At 73.2% G+C, this 15,166-nt stretch carries 12 protein-coding genes; 5 read left to right on the top strand and 7 right to left on the bottom strand.

Going from position 1 to position 15,166, the window contains the following annotated elements:
* Positions 1 to 6: 6 nt before the first annotated feature.
* Positions 7 to 2,913, top strand: coding sequence for a glycoside hydrolase family 48 protein (locus AB0O48_RS20635; RefSeq protein ID WP_357248439.1), 2,907 nt, complete (start codon positions 7 to 9; stop codon positions 2,911 to 2,913).
* Between the two features lie 315 nt (positions 2,914 to 3,228).
* On the opposite strand, the gene AB0O48_RS20630 is transcribed toward AB0O48_RS20635, so the two are convergent.
* Positions 3,229 to 3,951, bottom strand: a complete 723-nt coding sequence (locus AB0O48_RS20630; RefSeq protein ID WP_365067581.1) for a DUF3159 domain-containing protein — start codon at positions 3,949 to 3,951, stop codon at positions 3,229 to 3,231.
* An 82-nt stretch (positions 3,952 to 4,033) separates the two neighbouring features.
* On the opposite strand from AB0O48_RS20630, the gene AB0O48_RS20625 reads away from it, so the two are divergent.
* Both AB0O48_RS20625 and AB0O48_RS20620 read left to right on the top strand, forming a co-directional pair.
* A complete protein-coding gene (locus AB0O48_RS20625; protein WP_357572245.1) occupies positions 4,034 to 4,921 on the top strand; it encodes a phosphatase PAP2 family protein in 888 nt (295 codons plus the stop codon).
* 8 nt (positions 4,922 to 4,929) lie between these two features.
* A complete protein-coding gene (locus AB0O48_RS20620) occupies positions 4,930 to 5,598 on the top strand; it encodes a maleylpyruvate isomerase N-terminal domain-containing protein (RefSeq protein WP_357572246.1) in 669 nt (222 codons plus the stop codon).
* An 89-nt stretch (positions 5,599 to 5,687) separates the two neighbouring features.
* On the opposite strand, the gene AB0O48_RS20615 is transcribed toward AB0O48_RS20620, so the two are convergent.
* Together AB0O48_RS20615 and AB0O48_RS20610 are read right to left on the bottom strand one after the other, a co-directional pair.
* Positions 5,688 to 6,551 (bottom strand): DUF1028 domain-containing protein, encoded by an 864-nt coding sequence (locus AB0O48_RS20615; RefSeq protein WP_357572247.1) that lies wholly within the window; start codon positions 6,549 to 6,551, stop codon positions 5,688 to 5,690.
* 40 nt (positions 6,552 to 6,591) lie between these two features.
* On the bottom strand, positions 6,592 to 7,806 hold the full coding sequence (locus AB0O48_RS20610; RefSeq protein ID WP_357248426.1) for a low temperature requirement protein A: 1,215 nt from the start codon (positions 7,804 to 7,806) through the stop codon (positions 6,592 to 6,594).
* Between the two features lie 153 nt (positions 7,807 to 7,959).
* On the opposite strand from AB0O48_RS20610, the gene AB0O48_RS20605 reads away from it, so the two are divergent.
* Together AB0O48_RS20605 and AB0O48_RS20600 are read left to right on the top strand one after the other, a co-directional pair.
* The gene (locus tag AB0O48_RS20605; RefSeq protein ID WP_365067693.1) at positions 7,960 to 8,943 is read left to right on the top strand and encodes an LLM class F420-dependent oxidoreductase; all 984 of its coding nucleotides are present in this window, start codon (positions 7,960 to 7,962) and stop codon (positions 8,941 to 8,943) included.
* Complete coding sequence (locus tag AB0O48_RS20600) at positions 8,940 to 9,731, top strand: SDR family oxidoreductase (protein WP_357572249.1); 792 nt, start codon at positions 8,940 to 8,942, stop codon at positions 9,729 to 9,731. Before AB0O48_RS20605 ends, AB0O48_RS20600 begins: the two co-directional genes overlap by 4 nt.
* On the opposite strand, the gene AB0O48_RS20595 is transcribed toward AB0O48_RS20600, so the two are convergent.
* The 4 genes from AB0O48_RS20595 to AB0O48_RS20580 form a co-directional block, all read right to left on the bottom strand.
* Positions 9,728 to 10,531, bottom strand: a complete 804-nt coding sequence (locus tag AB0O48_RS20595; protein WP_357248420.1) for a class I SAM-dependent methyltransferase — start codon at positions 10,529 to 10,531, stop codon at positions 9,728 to 9,730. The two genes, AB0O48_RS20600 and AB0O48_RS20595, sit on opposite strands and share 4 nt — an antisense overlap.
* Positions 10,532 to 10,647: 116 nt before the next feature.
* Positions 10,648 to 12,978, bottom strand: coding sequence for a transglutaminaseTgpA domain-containing protein (locus tag AB0O48_RS20590; protein ID WP_365067574.1), 2,331 nt, complete (start codon positions 12,976 to 12,978; stop codon positions 10,648 to 10,650).
* Positions 12,972 to 14,141, bottom strand: coding sequence for a DUF58 domain-containing protein (locus AB0O48_RS20585; protein ID WP_365067571.1), 1,170 nt, complete (start codon positions 14,139 to 14,141; stop codon positions 12,972 to 12,974). The genes AB0O48_RS20590 and AB0O48_RS20585 overlap by 7 nt, the downstream gene beginning before the upstream one ends.
* Before the next feature lie 14 nt (positions 14,142 to 14,155).
* Positions 14,156 to 15,151, bottom strand: a complete 996-nt coding sequence (locus AB0O48_RS20580; RefSeq protein WP_357248411.1) for a MoxR family ATPase — start codon at positions 15,149 to 15,151, stop codon at positions 14,156 to 14,158.
* Positions 15,152 to 15,166: the final 15 nt, after the last annotated feature.

Raw genomic sequence — 15,166 nt, 5'->3', positions numbered from 1 at the left:
GCGCACATGAGACAACTGGCAAGACGCCGTCGAGTGGCGATCATCGCTGCCGCCGCGCTCGCCGCCGGCGGGGTGACCCTGCCCGCCGGCGCCGCACAGGCCGCGCCCGCCTGCGACGTGGTCTACGCGACCAACGACTGGAACACCGGCTTCACCGCGAACGTGACGATCAAGAACCTGGGCGATCCGATCAGCAACTGGACGCTCAAGTGGACCTTCCCGAACAGCGGCCAACGGGTCGTCCAGGGTTGGTCGGCCAAATACAGCCAGACCGGCAGCGAGGTCACCGCGACGAACGAGTCGTACAACGGCAACCTCGCCGCCGGGGCCTCCACCACCATCGGCTTCAACGGCGCCCACTCGGGCAGCAACCCGAAGCCCACCTCGTTCACGCTCAACGGCACCCCGTGCAACGGCACCCCGGCCAACCTGCCGCCGACGGTCTCCCTCGGCCTGCCGACCGGGCCGTTCACCGCGCCGGCCGACGTGCCGCTGACCGCCACCGCCAGTGACCCGGACGGGACGATCAGCAAGGTCGAGTTCTACCGCAACGGCCTGCTGATCAACACCGACACCTCCGCGCCGTACGCCTACACGCAGGAGGACCTGCCGGCCGGCAGCTACACCGTCCAGGCCAAGGCGTACGACAACGCCAACGGCATCGGGGTCGACGAGAAGGCGTTCACCGTCGGTGCCGCCAACGGCCCGACACTCGTCGCCACGCCGTCCGCGGTGAGCGTCAGCGAGGGTGGCACCTCCACCTTCAACCTGAAGCTCAGTGCCGCGCCGACGGCCAACGTGCCGGTCACCCTCACCCGCACCGGCGACACCGACGTCACGGTCTCGCCGAGCACCGCCACGCTGACCCCGAGCAACTGGAACACCGGGGTCACCGTCACGGTCGCCGCGGCGGAGGACACCGACACCCTCGGCGGCGCCGCCACCATCACCGCCTCCGCCACCGGTCTCGCCTCGCTGGCGGTCACCGCCACCGAGATCGACAACGACACCCCCGGCGGCGACAACACCTACATCGCGAAGTTCCTCGAGCAGTACGGCAAGATCAAGAACTCGGGCTACTTCAGCCCCGAGGGCGTGCCGTACCACTCCGTGGAGACGCTCATCGTCGAGGCGCCCGACCACGGGCACGAGACGACCTCGGAGGCGTTCAGCTTCTGGCTGTGGCTGGAGGCGAACTACGGACGCGTCACCCAGAACTGGGCGCCGTTCAACAACGCCTGGACGGTGATGGAAAAATATATAATTCCGAATCATTCAGACCAGCCAACTGCTGGGTCCGCCGGGACGCCGCAGTACGCCGCGGAGTACAACCTGCCCAGCCAGTACCCGTCGGCGTTGAACGCGAACATCCCGGTCGGGCAGGACCCGCTGCGTGCGGAGCTGCAGTCCACCTACGGCACCGGCGACATCTACGGCATGCACTGGCTGATGGACGTCGACAACACCTACGGCTTCGGTCGCTGCGGTGACGGCACCACCAAGCCGGCGTACATCAACACCTTCCAGCGGGGCACCCAGGAGTCGGTGTGGGAGACCATCCCGCAGCCGTCCTGCGACACCTTCAAGCACGGCGGTCAGTACGGCTACCTCGACCTGTTCGTCAAGGACACCGGTGCCCCCGCCAAGCAGTGGAAGTACACGAACGCCCCGGACGCCGACGCCCGCGCGGTGCAGGCCGCGTACTGGGCGCTGACCTGGGCCAAGGCGCAGAACAAGCAGGCCGACGTCGCGGCCACCATCACCAAGGCCGCCAAGATGGGCGACTACCTGCGGTACGCGATGTTCGACAAGTACTTCAAGAAGATCGGCAACTGCGTCGGGGCCAGCACCTGCCCCGCCGGCACCGGCAGGGATTCGGCGCACTACCTGCTGTCCTGGTACTACGCCTGGGGCGGCGCGTACGACACCAGCCAGAACTGGTCCTGGCGGATCGGCTCCAGCCACAACCACTTCGGCTACCAGAACCCGTTCGCGGCCTGGGCGCTGACCAACACCCCGGAGCTCAAGCCGCAGTCGTCGACCGCGGTCGCCGACTGGACCAAGAGCTTCGAACGGCAGCTGGAGTTCTACACCTGGCTCCAGTCCGCCGAGGGCGGCATCGCCGGTGGCGCCACCAACAGCTGGGACGGCAGTTACGCCCAGCCGCCGGCCGGCACCAGCACCTTCTACGGCATGTTCTACGACGTCGACCCGGTCTACAACGACCCGCCGTCCAACCAGTGGTTCGGCATGCAGGCCTGGTCGATGCAGCGCATCGCCGAGCTGTACCTGCAGACCGGCAACGCGAAGGCCAAGGCGCTGCTGGACAAGTGGGTGCCGTGGGCGATCGCCAACACCACCCTGGGCGCCAACTGGTCGATCCCGTCGGACATGGCGTGGACCGGTCAGCCGACCACCTGGAACCCGTCCAACCCGCAGCCCAACACCGGCCTGCACGTCGAGGTGATCAGCAAGGGCCAGGACGTCGGCGTCGCCGCCGCCTACGCCCGGATCCTGATCGCGTACGCGGCCAAGTCGGGTGACGCGGCGGCCAAGACGACCGCCAAGGGGCTGCTCGACGGGCTGTCCGCCGCCGCCGACGCCAAGGGTGTCTCCACCACGGAGAAGCGTGGCGACTACCGGCGCTTCGACGACACCTACAACGCCTCCACCGGGCAGGGCGTCTACGTCCCGCCGGGCTGGACCGGGAAGATGCCGAACGGCGACACCATCGCCGCCGGCAAGAGCTTCCTGGACCTCCGGTCCTTCTACAAGAACGACCCGGACTGGCCGAAGGTGCAGGCGTACCTGGACGGTGGCGCGGAGCCCAGCTTCAACTACCACCGGTTCTGGGCACAGGCGGACGTCGCCATGGCGTACGCCGACTACGGCAGCCTGTTCCCGAACGGCTGACGACGACCCGGGGTGGGTGGCGTGGACCGCCCACCCCGGGATTCGGCCGGGGTCCGAGGAACGACGGACCCCGGCCGGCGGACGGCCTGACACCCACGGTCAGGCCGGGGTGGGCCAGCCATCTGGCCGACGCAGCGGATCGGCTGGCCCACCCCACCGCCCGGACTGGAGCCAACCGCGAAAAAGCCCAGAAATTCGGGCCGTCACGGGATCACGCCGAGGTCCGCAACGGAGTAACGTACGTCACCGGAGAGGCCGCTCCCCCCGTGGCGGCCTCTCCACTTTTTTGCCCGTACCGCCCCCGCCCGCCCCTGGTCAGCTCGGCGGTGCCGACGGCTCTCCACCCACCGGATGACGCAGACCGGGGTGCCCGGCCGGCAACGACCGCCGCAGCACCACCCAGCTCAGTGCCAGCGCCGCGGCCACCAGCGGCCAGGTCAGAGCCACCCGGGCCACCACCAGTGCGAGGACCTGCCCACCCAGATACAGCGGCACGAACACCGCCAGCCGCACCAGGTAGGTCGCCGTCCACACCCAACTCGCCCGGCCGTAGCCGCGCAGCAGCGCCCGGTCGCGCCGCCACCGGGTGCGCTGGCCCAGCACACCGCCGACCAACACACCGAGCAGCGGCCAGCGCACCACGATGCTGACCGCCCAGGCGAGAGCGCTTGCGGCGTTGGACAGCACCTGAATGAGAAAGAAGTCCTCGGCCCGGCCGGTGCGCACCGCGATCAGCGCCGCGACGCAGACGGCCAGCAGGCCGATCAGCACCGAGCGCGGCCGGTCACCCCGGCGCAGCCGTACGCCGGCCACCACCGCGCCCACCGCCAGCGCCGCGCCGATCCCACCCCACAGCGACTCGCCGCCCAGCAACCAACCCGCCGCGAATGCGAGCGGTGGCAGGGTGGCGTCGACGGCGCCGCCACGCCCGCCCAGCAGGTCCGCGAGCGACTCGGCCCGCGCCCGCCCACCGGAGCCCGACCGCTGGTCCGGGTCGGGTGCGGCCGGGCCACTGTCGTGCTCCGCTGGTCCGCCCATCGCCGCCTCCTCGCTCTGGCACAACCTAACCACCGGCGGGCGGCGGGCCACCGGTCGGCTGGCCGACACCTGCCGCTACGGTGTGCGGATGCGCGCGACGGCACGGGGTTGGACCGCGGTCTGGTTGGTCGTACTGGCCCTCGTCCAGACGGCTGCCTTCCTCGCCGTGTGGCGGGTCGCCGTGCACACCGAGATCGGCCAGTGGGTCGACACCGTCGCTCTCACCGGCAACCGGATCGGGCAGGACACCATCGAAGGTCCTGTCGACCGGATCCTCAACGCGATGTCGGTGGTCTCCCTCGTGGCCGCCACCGCGATGATCGGGTTCATCGCGCTGATCCGGGGACGGTTCGCCCTGGCGATCACCGCGACCCTCCTGATCGCCGGGGCGAACGTCTCGACCCAGCTGTTGAAGTACGGGCTGAACCGGCCCGACTACGGCGTCGACCCGGAGCGCTCGGCGGTGGGCAACAGCCTGCCCAGCGGGCACACCACGGTCGCCGCGGCGGTGGCGGTCGCGCTCGTGCTCGTGTTGCCGGCCAAGGTGCGGGCGGTCGGCGCCTTCCTCGCCGCGGCCTATGCCGCCATCGCGGGCGTCGCCACCCTCTCCGCCGGCTGGCACCGGCCCAGCGACGCGATCGCCGCGTACCTGGTGGTGGGTGTCTGGGCGGCGCTGGCCGGGCTGGTCCTGCTGATCACCCAGCGGGAGCAGGCCGAGGTCGCTCCCGGCGACGCGCACCGCACGGCCGTGCTGGTGCTCGGGGCGGCCGGGGTGCTCGGCCTGGTCGCCTGCGGGCTGTCCCTCAGCTGGCTGGTCGGCCTGCGCGACACCGGCCCGGACGAGCTGAGCCGCCAGCCCCTGTTCGTCGGGTATTCGGGCAGCGCCGCCGGGATCGCCGGCACGATGGCGGTGGTGATGGCGTTGGTGCTCACCGTCGTGCACCGGCTGGTGCCCAGGGTCAAGGGCTGAGCGGACCGATGGACCGGGTCCGCGTGGCGTTCTCCGCGGAGTGCGCGCAGCTCACCGAGATCCTCGCCGAGCTGGTCGACGCCGACCTGGACCGGCCCACCAACTGCGTACCGTGGACGGTCCGGGAGTTGATCGCGCACGTGCGGACCGGAGTCGGTCGGCTGACCGACATGCTCGCCGCGCCCGCCCCGCCCCGCGCCGAGGTCGACGCCGCCGGCTACTTCGGCAGGGCGAAGTTCACCCCGTCTGTCGACGCCGACCGGATCGCCGGAGGCCGCCGCGACGCGTCGCGGGTGGACCGCGCGACGTTGGCGACCGCGATGGACCGCGCTTGGCGGGCCACCGATGCCGCGGTCGCCGCCGCGCCGCCCGATCGCGTCGTACGGACCCGGCACGGCGACGCGATGGGCGTCACCGAGTTCCTGCGGACCCGGGTCGTCGAGGTGGGCGTGCACGGTCTGGACCTGGCCGCCGCGCTGGGCCGGCCGCCCTGGCTCACTCCTCCGGCGGCCGAGGTGATCGCCGACCTGCTCACCGGGGGCCGACCGACACCGGCGGGATTGCGCTGGGACCAGCTGACCCTGATCCGTAAGACCACCGGACGGGCGGCGCTGACCGTCCCGGAACGGGCCGCGATTGACGCCGCCGGCTTCCGCTGGCTCGCCTTCGGCCGCTGACCCGCGCGCTGCTGGCTGCCCCGCGCGCCGGCTTCGGACGCTGCTGGCTGCCCCGCGCGCCGGCTTCGGACGCTGCTGGACGGTCGAGGTCAGCTCGCGGCGCGGGGTGCGGGGACGTGCGGGGCGACGCCGCGCAGGTGCGTCAGCACCACCGGGTCGATCCGGCCCGGCACCAGCCGCTCCTCGAGGTTCTCCAGCCCCGCCCAGGAGACCAACGCCGCTTCCGTGCCACCGTCGGCCACCGGATGGCCCAGCGCGGCGAGCAACGCCGCCACCTCGTCGGCGACCGCGCCGCTCAGGTCCAGCAGGGTGGTCGGGTCGGGCCGGCTGAACAGCATGGTGTGCACGGCGAGCAGCCGGCCCAGCTCGGCGACCGGGTCCGGGTGATCGTCCACCCGGAGGTCGACGAGCACGTCGCTGGTGCCGCCGTACCCGCCGCCGCGCTCGACCACCAGCAGGCCGGCGCTCTGCCGACCCCGCCGGTCGCCGCCGGCCTCGTCGCCGGCCCGCAACGCGGCGACCAACCGCTCGGCGAACGGCAGCGCCGACCCGGTCAGCCAGGCGCCGGCCAGCGCGTCGACGACCTCCGGGCCGGTGAGCACGTTGCCCTGCGCGGCCCAGCCGTCGCCGGCCCGTCCGCCCGCCCACGGGTGGCAGGCCGGTCCGGTCCAGGTGGCACCCGTTCCGTCGACGCCCACCACGCCGAGTTGGCGGTGCTCCCGCTCGGGGTCCGCGGCGATCAGCCCGGCCACCACGTCGGCCGGGGCCACCCCCGTGCGCAGCAGGGTGAGGCCCTGCGGACGGTAGGCGAGGTTGACGTGCGCCTGGGTGGCCAGCGCGCCGACCTCGGCGGCGGCGGCCGGCACCAGCGCCCCGGCGGCGAGGAACTTGCTGGCGACGACGACGCCGTGCCGGCGACCGTCGGCGGAGCGGGCGACGAGCGAGAAGGTCACCCGCCGAGACTAGCGCCGGACGTCGTCGTACCGTGCCGGCTCAGAAGGGCGGCGTGGCGGCCTCCGGTGGGGCACCGCGCGCCCGGCGGGCGTCGACGACCGCGACGGCGGCCAACACGAACACCCCGACCGCGCTGGCGGCCACACCGGGCAGGAACAGCAGTGGCACCGCCGACGCCGCCAACACCAGCAGGGCGATCCACCGGGACGGCGACACCCGCGCGAACACCTCGTACTCCAGACGGGCCCGCCCGGCCAGGAACAGGGCCGGCCCACCGAGCGCCATGGCCAGCCACGCCCCCGGGATCTGTTCCAGCGGATTATGGATGATCAGCTCGTAACCGATCGCGGTGGCCGCGAGACCGACCACCATCACCAGGTGGGTGTCGGCGGCCGACCGGCCGATGGAGGCGGGGTGCCGGGCCTTCACCACCGCCTCGCCCAGGATCCGCCCGGCCCGCTGGACGTAGATCCGCCACAGCATGATCGACGTGGCCAACGCGAGCGCGAACGCCCACACGTGCCCCGACTCGTACGGTCCCTCGCTGTACGCGAAACCCGCCACCAGGATCGTCTCGCCCAGCGCGACGAGGAAGAACTGCTGGTAGCGCTCCGCCAGGTGTTCCCCGGCGATCTCCCACTTGGAGACCGTCGAGCGACCCAGCCACGGCACCGGCCAGCCGCACCGGGCAGCCAGGTACTCGATGGCCAGCGCCGCCGTCCAGAGCGTGACCTGCGCGTTGGTGCTCAGCAGCGCCCCGGTTATCCAGAACACCCCGCTGACGGAGAACACCACAGCCATGCGTACCTTCAGCCGGCGGTACGGGTGGGCGCCCAGCGCGAGCGACAGGATCACCGGTCGGGTCACCTGCGCGACCACGTACGCCACCGCGAACATCAGCGCGGTGTCGCTGAACGCCCGGGGGATCGCCACCCCGAGCACCATGCTGCACACCAACGCGGTGATCACCACGGTCTGCAGCGGCACCCGGTACGGGTCGTAGCGGCTGGTCGTCCACGCGGTGCCCTGCCAGACCGACCAGAGTGCGAGCAGCAGCAGCAACGTCTTGCCGCTCCCGGTGACCGCCGCCCAGCCATGCTCCCGAGCCGGCCCGTCGGTCAGGTCCTCGAACGCGCGCGCGGAGATCCGGGTGAGCGCGAAGACGAACACCAGGTCGAAGAAAAGCTCCAGGAAGGTCGCCCGGCCCGGGTCGCGCTTGGCCGGCTCCAGGTGCCCCGCTGCCCTGGAATCCATGGTCAGCGGCCTGCGCCGTTGGTCCGGTTCACTTCGAAGTCGTAGCATCCGCGCCGGTACGCTCGGCCGGAAACCGGCGATTCTGCCCAACCCGGGGATCTTGCCCGTACCCCCGTCAACGGGCACGATCGATCGGTGACGAATCGATGGGGCATGACGGTGCCGTTGGGCGGGATCGCGCTGGCGCACCACGACGCGGCCTACGCGGCCCTCGAGCGGGCGGGGTTCACCGACGTCTGGTCGTCCGAGGTCGCCGGGACCGACGCGTTCACCCCGTTGGCGCTCGCCGCGGCCTGGGAACCGGGGCTGCGGCTGGGCACCGCGATCGCGCCGGTCTTCACCCGGGGTCCCGGCCTGTTGGCGATGAGCGCGGCGGCGATGGCCGAGGCCGCGCCGGGCCGGTTCACCCTCGGCATCGGCGCGTCCTCACCCGTGCTCGTCCGGGACTGGAACGCCGTGCCGTTCGACGAGCCGTTCCGCCGCACCCGCGACATGCTGCGCTTCCTGCGCGCCGCGCTGGGCGGCCAGACCGTCGACCAGGCCTACGACACGTTCACCATCCGCCGGTTCACGCTAGAACAACCACCGGCGGTGCCGCCACCGATCCTGCTGGCCGCGCTGCGCCCGGGGATGCTCCGGCTGGCCGGTGCCGAGGCCGACGGTGTCATCCTCAACTGGCTCAGCGCCGACGACGTGCCACGTGCCCTCGCCGAGCTGGGCGAACGGCGTACCGGCTTCGAGGTCGCCGCCCGGATCTTCGTCTGCCCCACCGAGGACGCCGCGTACGCCCGAGCACTGGGCCGCCGGCTCATCACCAGCTACCTCACGGTTCCCGCGTACGCCGAGTTCCACCGCTGGCTCGGCCGGGACGAGACGCTCGCGCCCATGTGGGCGGCCTGGGCCGCCGGTGACCGACGCGGCGCCAGCGCGGCGGTGCCCGACGACGTGGTCGACGCGTTGGTGCTGCACGGCGCACCGCAGCGGTGCCGCGCCGAGGTGCGCCGCTACGCCGACGCCGGTGTCGACGTGCCGATCATGGCGCTGCTGCCCACCCCGGAGGTCACCGCCGGCGGCGCGGCCGCGTTGCTCAGCCTCATCGCCCAGTTGGGCGCCGACCCCGTAGGAGCGTCCGCGTGAACCTCACCGACCGGATCGTGGTGGTCACCGGCGGGGCCGGCGGCATCGGGGCCGCGCTGTCCCGCCGCTTCGCCGCGGAGGGTGCCGCCGCCGTGGTGGTCGCCGACCTGGACCCCGAAGCGGCGGACGCGGTGGCCGAGGGGATCGGCCCGGTCGCGCACGCCATCGCCCTCGACGTCACCGACGAGGAGCAGGTACGCGACCTGGTCGCCGACACCGAGGAGCGCTACGGCCGGATCGACCTGTTCTGCGCCAACGCGGGAGTGACCACCGGCGGGGGAGTGGAGGTCGACGACGCCGGCTGGGACCGGGCGTGGCGGGTCAACGTGCTCGCTCACGTCTACTCGTCCCGCGCGGTGCTGCCCGGCATGCTCGCCCGGGGTGGCGGGCACCTGCTGCACACCTGCTCGGCGGCGGGCGTGCTGACCGCGGTGGGCGACGCCGCGTACACCGCGACGAAGCACGCCTCGGTGGGGTTCGCGGAGTGGCTCGCCATCACCTACCGGGACCGGGGCATCCGGGTCAGCGCGCTCTGCCCGCAGGGGGTGGACACCCCGATGCTCACCGAAGGGCTCGCCGAGGGGCATCTCGGCGCGCGGGTGGTCGCCGCGTCCGGTGCGGTGCTCACCCCGGACCAGGTCGCCGAGGCAGCCGTCGCCGGGCTGGCCGAGGAACGGTTCCTGATCCTGCCGCACCCGGAGGTCGCCGACTACGCCCGTCGCCGCGCCGAGGACCCGGACGGTTGGCAGGCCGGCATGCGCAAACTCGTCCGCCGCCTGACCCGTTAGGGCAGCGGGACGCGTCCGGCGGCCAGGAGATGGGCACTCGAACCGATCAGCGCCGGTTCGCTGCTGTAGAGCCGGGCGAGGTCCAACGCCGCGGCGAAGACCGCGTCCGGTGTCGGCCCGTGTGCCGCCGCCTCCGCCGCGGTCCAGGCCGGGCCTTCCACCCCGTGTACGACGACGTCGGTCAGCCCGGCGGCGAAACACTCGTCGGTCAGTTCCTCGACCCGATGGAAGTAGGCATGGGTGAAACCGATCCGTGCGTCGTTGACGCCGTTGGTGAGCAGCGCCCCGGCCTCGTCGAGCAGCCTCCCGTCCAGTCGCCCGGTGGCGGCGAAGTCCAGCGGGCCGGCGAAGCGTGAGATGACAGCGGCCACGACGTGACCGCCGGGACGCGTGACCCGCACGGCCTCCCGCAGAGCCTGGATCCGATCGACGCGGCGCACCAGGTGGTAGAGGGGACCCAGGAGCAGCGCGGCGTCGTACCTCCCGTCGGCATCGGGCAGCGCACGAGCGTCGCCGACCTCCGCCTCGACCGGAGGCTGTCCGGCGCGGGCCTGCGCCACGTGACTCGGCACCAGGTCGACCAGGCGGACCTCGTAGCCGGCGTCCACAAGCATCCGCGCGTACTCGCCGGTGCCCCCACCGATGTCCAGCACCCGGGCGCCCGGGCCGGGCAGGAGAGCCCGCAGCAGCTCGCTCGTGCGGATCCACTCCAGTCGGGCCTGCGGCCGGGCGGACAGACGTTGGTCCTCGCGGTAGCGCACCGTGTAGTAGTCGACGATGTCGCTCGTGTGCTGATCCACCCTCTGATGGTCATCGCTGCGGCACCAGACCGCCACCGTGTTTCGGCCACCGGAGCTGCGCCGGTGATCAAGAGGTTCGCGTCCGGAGCGGGCCGCGGTCGACGCGAAGCTCGTGATCACCGCGGGGACCGGCGGGCGCGGCGCAGGGGAGTGGGGTGCACCGACCAGAGGAGGCGCCGCCACCAGGGACGCGCGGAGCGCAGGCTGTGCACATAGGCCATCGCCACCTCGGCGGCGCGGGCGGCCTGGTCGGGTGTCGCGGCGCCCGGGGCGAAGCCCACCTGGTTGAGCAGGGCAGCCAGATCGTCGACGGCCGGGCCGTCGGTCGTACCGTCGGGGGTCGTGCTGTCGGCGGTCGTCTCCGCTCGGGCGGCGGCGAGGGCCTGGCGGGCGTGTCCGGCCACCTCGGTGGCGGCCAGGTCGTCGCCGACCGGGCGGCCGGCCAGCCGGAGCGCGTCGGTGACCTCCCGCCAGGCGCCGGCGATGCGCTGACCGGGGTCACCCCGGACCAGCCGGGCGCGGGTGAGTGAACGGCGCATCGCCAGCAGGGTGAGCAGCAGCGCCCCGACCAGCAGCAGCAGACCGCCGCTGCCGCCGGCGACCAGCAGCGGAGTGGACACGCCGCCCCGGCCGGGCGGACCGTCACCAGCGGCGACCGGCTCCGGTGACGCGGTGGGCTCCACGGTGGGCGCCGGCGCCTCCGACGGTGGCGGATCCTCCGGTGTCGGACGGAAGTCCTCCTCCACCGGCCTCGGCTGCTCGTTCGGGCGGGGCAGCGGATCGAACGGCACCCAACCCAGCCCGTCGAACAGCACCTCCGGCCAGGCGAACGCGTCACCGGCGAGCACCGGCCCCTGCCCGCCGGCCCGGAAACCCACCACCACCCGGGTCGGCAGCCCGGACAACCGGCCGAGCACCGCGAACGCCGCCGCGAACTGCTCCGAGGTGCCCTCCTGCCCACCGCCGGCGCGGGGCCCGAAGAGAAAGAAACCCAGATTCGGGTACGCGTGCCCGCTCGGCGCGTCCGCCACCACCCGGTAGTGCTCGGCCAGGAACTGCTCGATCGCCAGAGCCCGCGCGAACGGGGCGCCGTTGTCCTCGGCGAGCTGCGTGGCCAGCCGGCGCATCGGGTCGGGCACCCCGTCGGCCACCCGCAGCACCCGGGCCACCTCCTCGCCGGCGGGCACGTTCGCAGTGGCCAACAGGTTCGAGTCCGGCTGTTCCTCGGCGGAGGTCACCGCGTACCGCAGCCCCGGCGTCAACCCCTCCGGCCGGATCAGCGTCCCGCTCGCCGGGTCGTACGCCACCCGTGCGCCGCTGACCTCCCGGGGCGTCGCCACAGCGGGCAGCAGCCGACCGCTCAGCTCCGCCACGGTGATCTGCTGGCGGACGGTCTCCACCGTGCTGTCCCGGGACGGGGCGGGGGCCGGCAGGATCCGCCCCGCGTTGCGGTACGTCGCACCGACCCGCCAGGTCACCCCGTCGTAGTCGCTGAGCACCGCCAACCGCATCCGCACACCGCGACCGGCGTCGCCGGCCGGCTCGTCCCCCGGTGGGGCGCTACCGGACGCGGGAGGTGCGACACCGGTCCGCTCCGTGCTCACGTCGAGGAGCTTCTGCTCCGGGCGCAGCGCCCAGCCGGAGATCCGAATCAACGGGTTCTCGTCGAGCGTCTGCACCTGCGGCGGCTCCACGTACCGGCGGGGGTCCACCGGCCGGCCGTCGACCTGGTCGGCGACGACCGGTGCGAGCAGCGCGACCAGCCCGACCACCAGCGCCACCCCGAGTGCCGCGCTGGTGGCCAGCCGCAGCCGCACCGCCGCGCGTACCCGGGGAGCCAGCTCGGCAGTGGGGTCGGCGGCGGCCGACGCGGTACCGGTGGGGGTCGCCAGACCAGCCGCCGCGACCGCGACGAACGCCACCGTCACCCCGACCGCCGGGGCGGCATTCGGACCCACCACGTAGAGGGCGGCGGCGTAGAGCCCCGCCGCCGGCAGGTAGCCCAGCAGCACCCGGCCGGTGCGCAAGGCGACCTCCGCACCGGCCAGCCCGGCCAGCCAGGCCGCCACCACGGGCACCAGCACCGTGTCCGGAGTGGGCTCCACCGGGATCATCGCGGTCAGCAGCCGCGGAATACCGTTGCGCGCGGCGTCAGCGGTGATCTCCAGCAGACCACCCGGAAGCTCGGCCCGATCGGCGGCCAGCCGCAGTGACCACAGTGTCCAGCCGGCCATCGCGGCCACCGACACCGGCGCCACCAACCAGGACGGCAGCCGCCGGGCGGCCACGCTGACCAGCACCGAACCGGCCGCCGCACCGACGACCAGCCCGATCAGCAGGTTTCCCGCGTACACCCGGCCCAGCACCACCCCGGCCAGCGCGATCAACCCGATCAGCACCAGCGGGACGACCGCCGCCCGCAGCACTCGTCCGGCACGCGTCACCACCGGCGTACCCCGTCCCACTCGGCGGCGAACTGCGCGCCGTCCGCAGCGTCGACCACCACCAGGCCGGCCGCGCCCGGCGGCGTCGGCTCGGCCGCGCCGAACACCCCGACCACCACCGACGGGTACGCGCCCCGCAGCGCGCCGACGTGCCCCAGGTCGTCCCGCCCACCCGGCCCGGTCAGGAAGATCAACGTGTCACCGAGCCGGTCCTGGCGCAGCCGGGTGGCAGCCGCGCGGACCGCCTCGTCGGCATCCGAGAGCGCGGCGGCAGCGAGCCGGTCCAGCGGACCGAGCGCCGCGCCGACGTCCGGCGTCCCACCCGGCGCGGCCGGCTCCGCGCCGGCGAACAACAACACCACCGGCAGGTCGGCACGGTGTGCGGCGGTGACGATCGACGCCGCCGCCTCGCACGCCGCCTCGAACGACTCCGCCACCCCACCCACCCGCTGAGGGTGCGCGACGGCGCGATTGTCCAGCAGCACGATCAGGTGCGGCAGGCTGGTGTCCACGTTCTCCCGCACCATCAGCTCACCCACCCGGGCGCTGGTCCGCCAGTGCACCCGACGCAACTCGTCGCCCACCACGTACTCCCGCAACGAGTCGAACGTGATCGACCCGTGCGGCACCCCGTCCACCCGGCCGTCGAGGCTGCGCCCCGCACCGCGCGGCACCGCCGTCAGCGGATGCACCCGGGGGTAGACCCAGACCGGCACCGCCGCGCCGTACGGGCGGGCCAACGCCACCAACCCCAGCGGATCGCGTCGGGTCACCCGCAGCGGCCCCACCGGCACCACCCCACGCCGATGGGTCGGCACGTCGTAGCGGACCTCGGTGTCCCGACCGGGCCGCAGGCGCAACACCGGCACCGGCACACTGCGTTCCCCGCACCGGTCCTCGGCCAGCAGGTTCGCCGACCGCAGCCGGCCCGCGTTGCGCACGGTCAAACTCATGCTCGCCGGCTCGCCGCGGGCCACCCGGTCCGGATCGGCGTGGCGGGTCACCGTCAGCCGGGGCCGCCAGGCCGCGACCAGCGCGGCGTAGCCGACGGCCGCGCCGGCCGCCGCGCCCAGCAACGTCAACTCGGGGTACGCGAACCGGAAACCCACAGCCAGCAGCACCACGGCGGCGACGAGCAGCCCGATCCCACGGGCGGTGATCCCCATCGCGCTGGTGCCGGTCAGCCCTGCACCGGAGCGGGCTGCCCCGACGGCAGTGGCACCGGCACCGAGGCGACGGCCTGACGCAGCACCTCGGCGGCGGTCAGCCCGCGCACCTGGGCGTCCGGCGTCAGCAGCAGCCGATGCGCGAACACCGACTCGACGAGCGCCTTCAGATCCTCCGGCATGATCCAACCTCGCCCGTCGATGAGCGCGTACGAGCACGCCGCGCGGGTCAACGCGATCACGCCCCGGGGACTGACCCCGACCCGCACCTGCGGGTGGGTGCGGGTCGCGGCGGCCAACCGGACCGCGTACGCGTAGAGCGGCTCGGCGATGTGCACCCGACGGGCCATCCGGACCATCTCCCCGACGGTGGCCGTGTCGGTGACCGGGGCGAGCGCCTCGGGGGAGCGCACGGTCGCGCCGCGCAGCACCTCCACCTCGACCGCCTCGTCCGGGTAGCCGACGGACAGCTTCACCAGGAAACGGTCCAGCTGCGCCTCGGGGAGCCGGTAGGTGCCGTCCATCTCCACCGGGTTCTGCGTTGCCACCACCAGGAACGGCGACGGCACCGGGTGCCGGACCCCGTCCACGGTGACGGTGCGTTCCTCCATCACCTCCAGCAGCGCCGACTGGGTCTTCGGCGACGCCCGGTTGATCTCGTCGGCGATGACGATGTTGGCGAAGACCGGCCCCGGATGAAACTCGAAGTCCCGGCTCGCCTGGTTGAAGATGGTCACCCCGGACACGTCCGACGGGAGCAGGTCGGGCGTGAACTGGATGCGCCGCCACTGCCCCTTCACCGTGGCGGCGATGGCCCGCGCCAGGGTCGTCTTACCGACGCCCGGCACGTCCTCCAGGAGCACGTGACCCTGCGCGAAGAGCGCGGTCAGCGCCAGCCGAACCACCTGCGGTTTGCCGAGCACCACCGCGTTGACGTTCTCGGCCAGCCGGGCGGCCAGGGCAGCGAAACCCTGCACCTCCGGCTGGGTGAGCGGCTCGTGGGTGTTCACGGTCGGCGGTGCTCC

The organism is Micromonospora sp. NPDC085948, from assembly GCF_040686315.1.
Lineage (GTDB): Bacteria > Actinomycetota > Actinomycetes > Mycobacteriales > Micromonosporaceae > Micromonospora.
The sequence above is the reverse complement of the archived record's forward strand: the minus strand, read 5'-3'. Positions and strand labels throughout refer to the sequence as shown.

Coding starts and splice junctions, on each gene's coding strand:
- AB0O48_RS20630 (WP_365067581.1), bottom strand. CDS start 3,951: ATGGGCGGACCAGCGGAGCACGACAGTGGCCCGGCCGCACCCGACCCG.
- AB0O48_RS20635 (WP_357248439.1), top strand. CDS start 7: ATGAGACAACTGGCAAGACGCCGTCGAGTGGCGATCATCGCTGCCGCC.
- AB0O48_RS20585 (WP_365067571.1), bottom strand. CDS start 14,141: ATGGGGATCACCGCCCGTGGGATCGGGCTGCTCGTCGCCGCCGTGGTG.
- AB0O48_RS20620 (WP_357572246.1), top strand. CDS start 4,930: ATGGACCGGGTCCGCGTGGCGTTCTCCGCGGAGTGCGCGCAGCTCACC.
- AB0O48_RS20605 (WP_365067693.1), top strand. CDS start 7,960: ATGACGGTGCCGTTGGGCGGGATCGCGCTGGCGCACCACGACGCGGCC.
- AB0O48_RS20610 (WP_357248426.1), bottom strand. CDS start 7,806: ATGGATTCCAGGGCAGCGGGGCACCTGGAGCCGGCCAAGCGCGACCCG.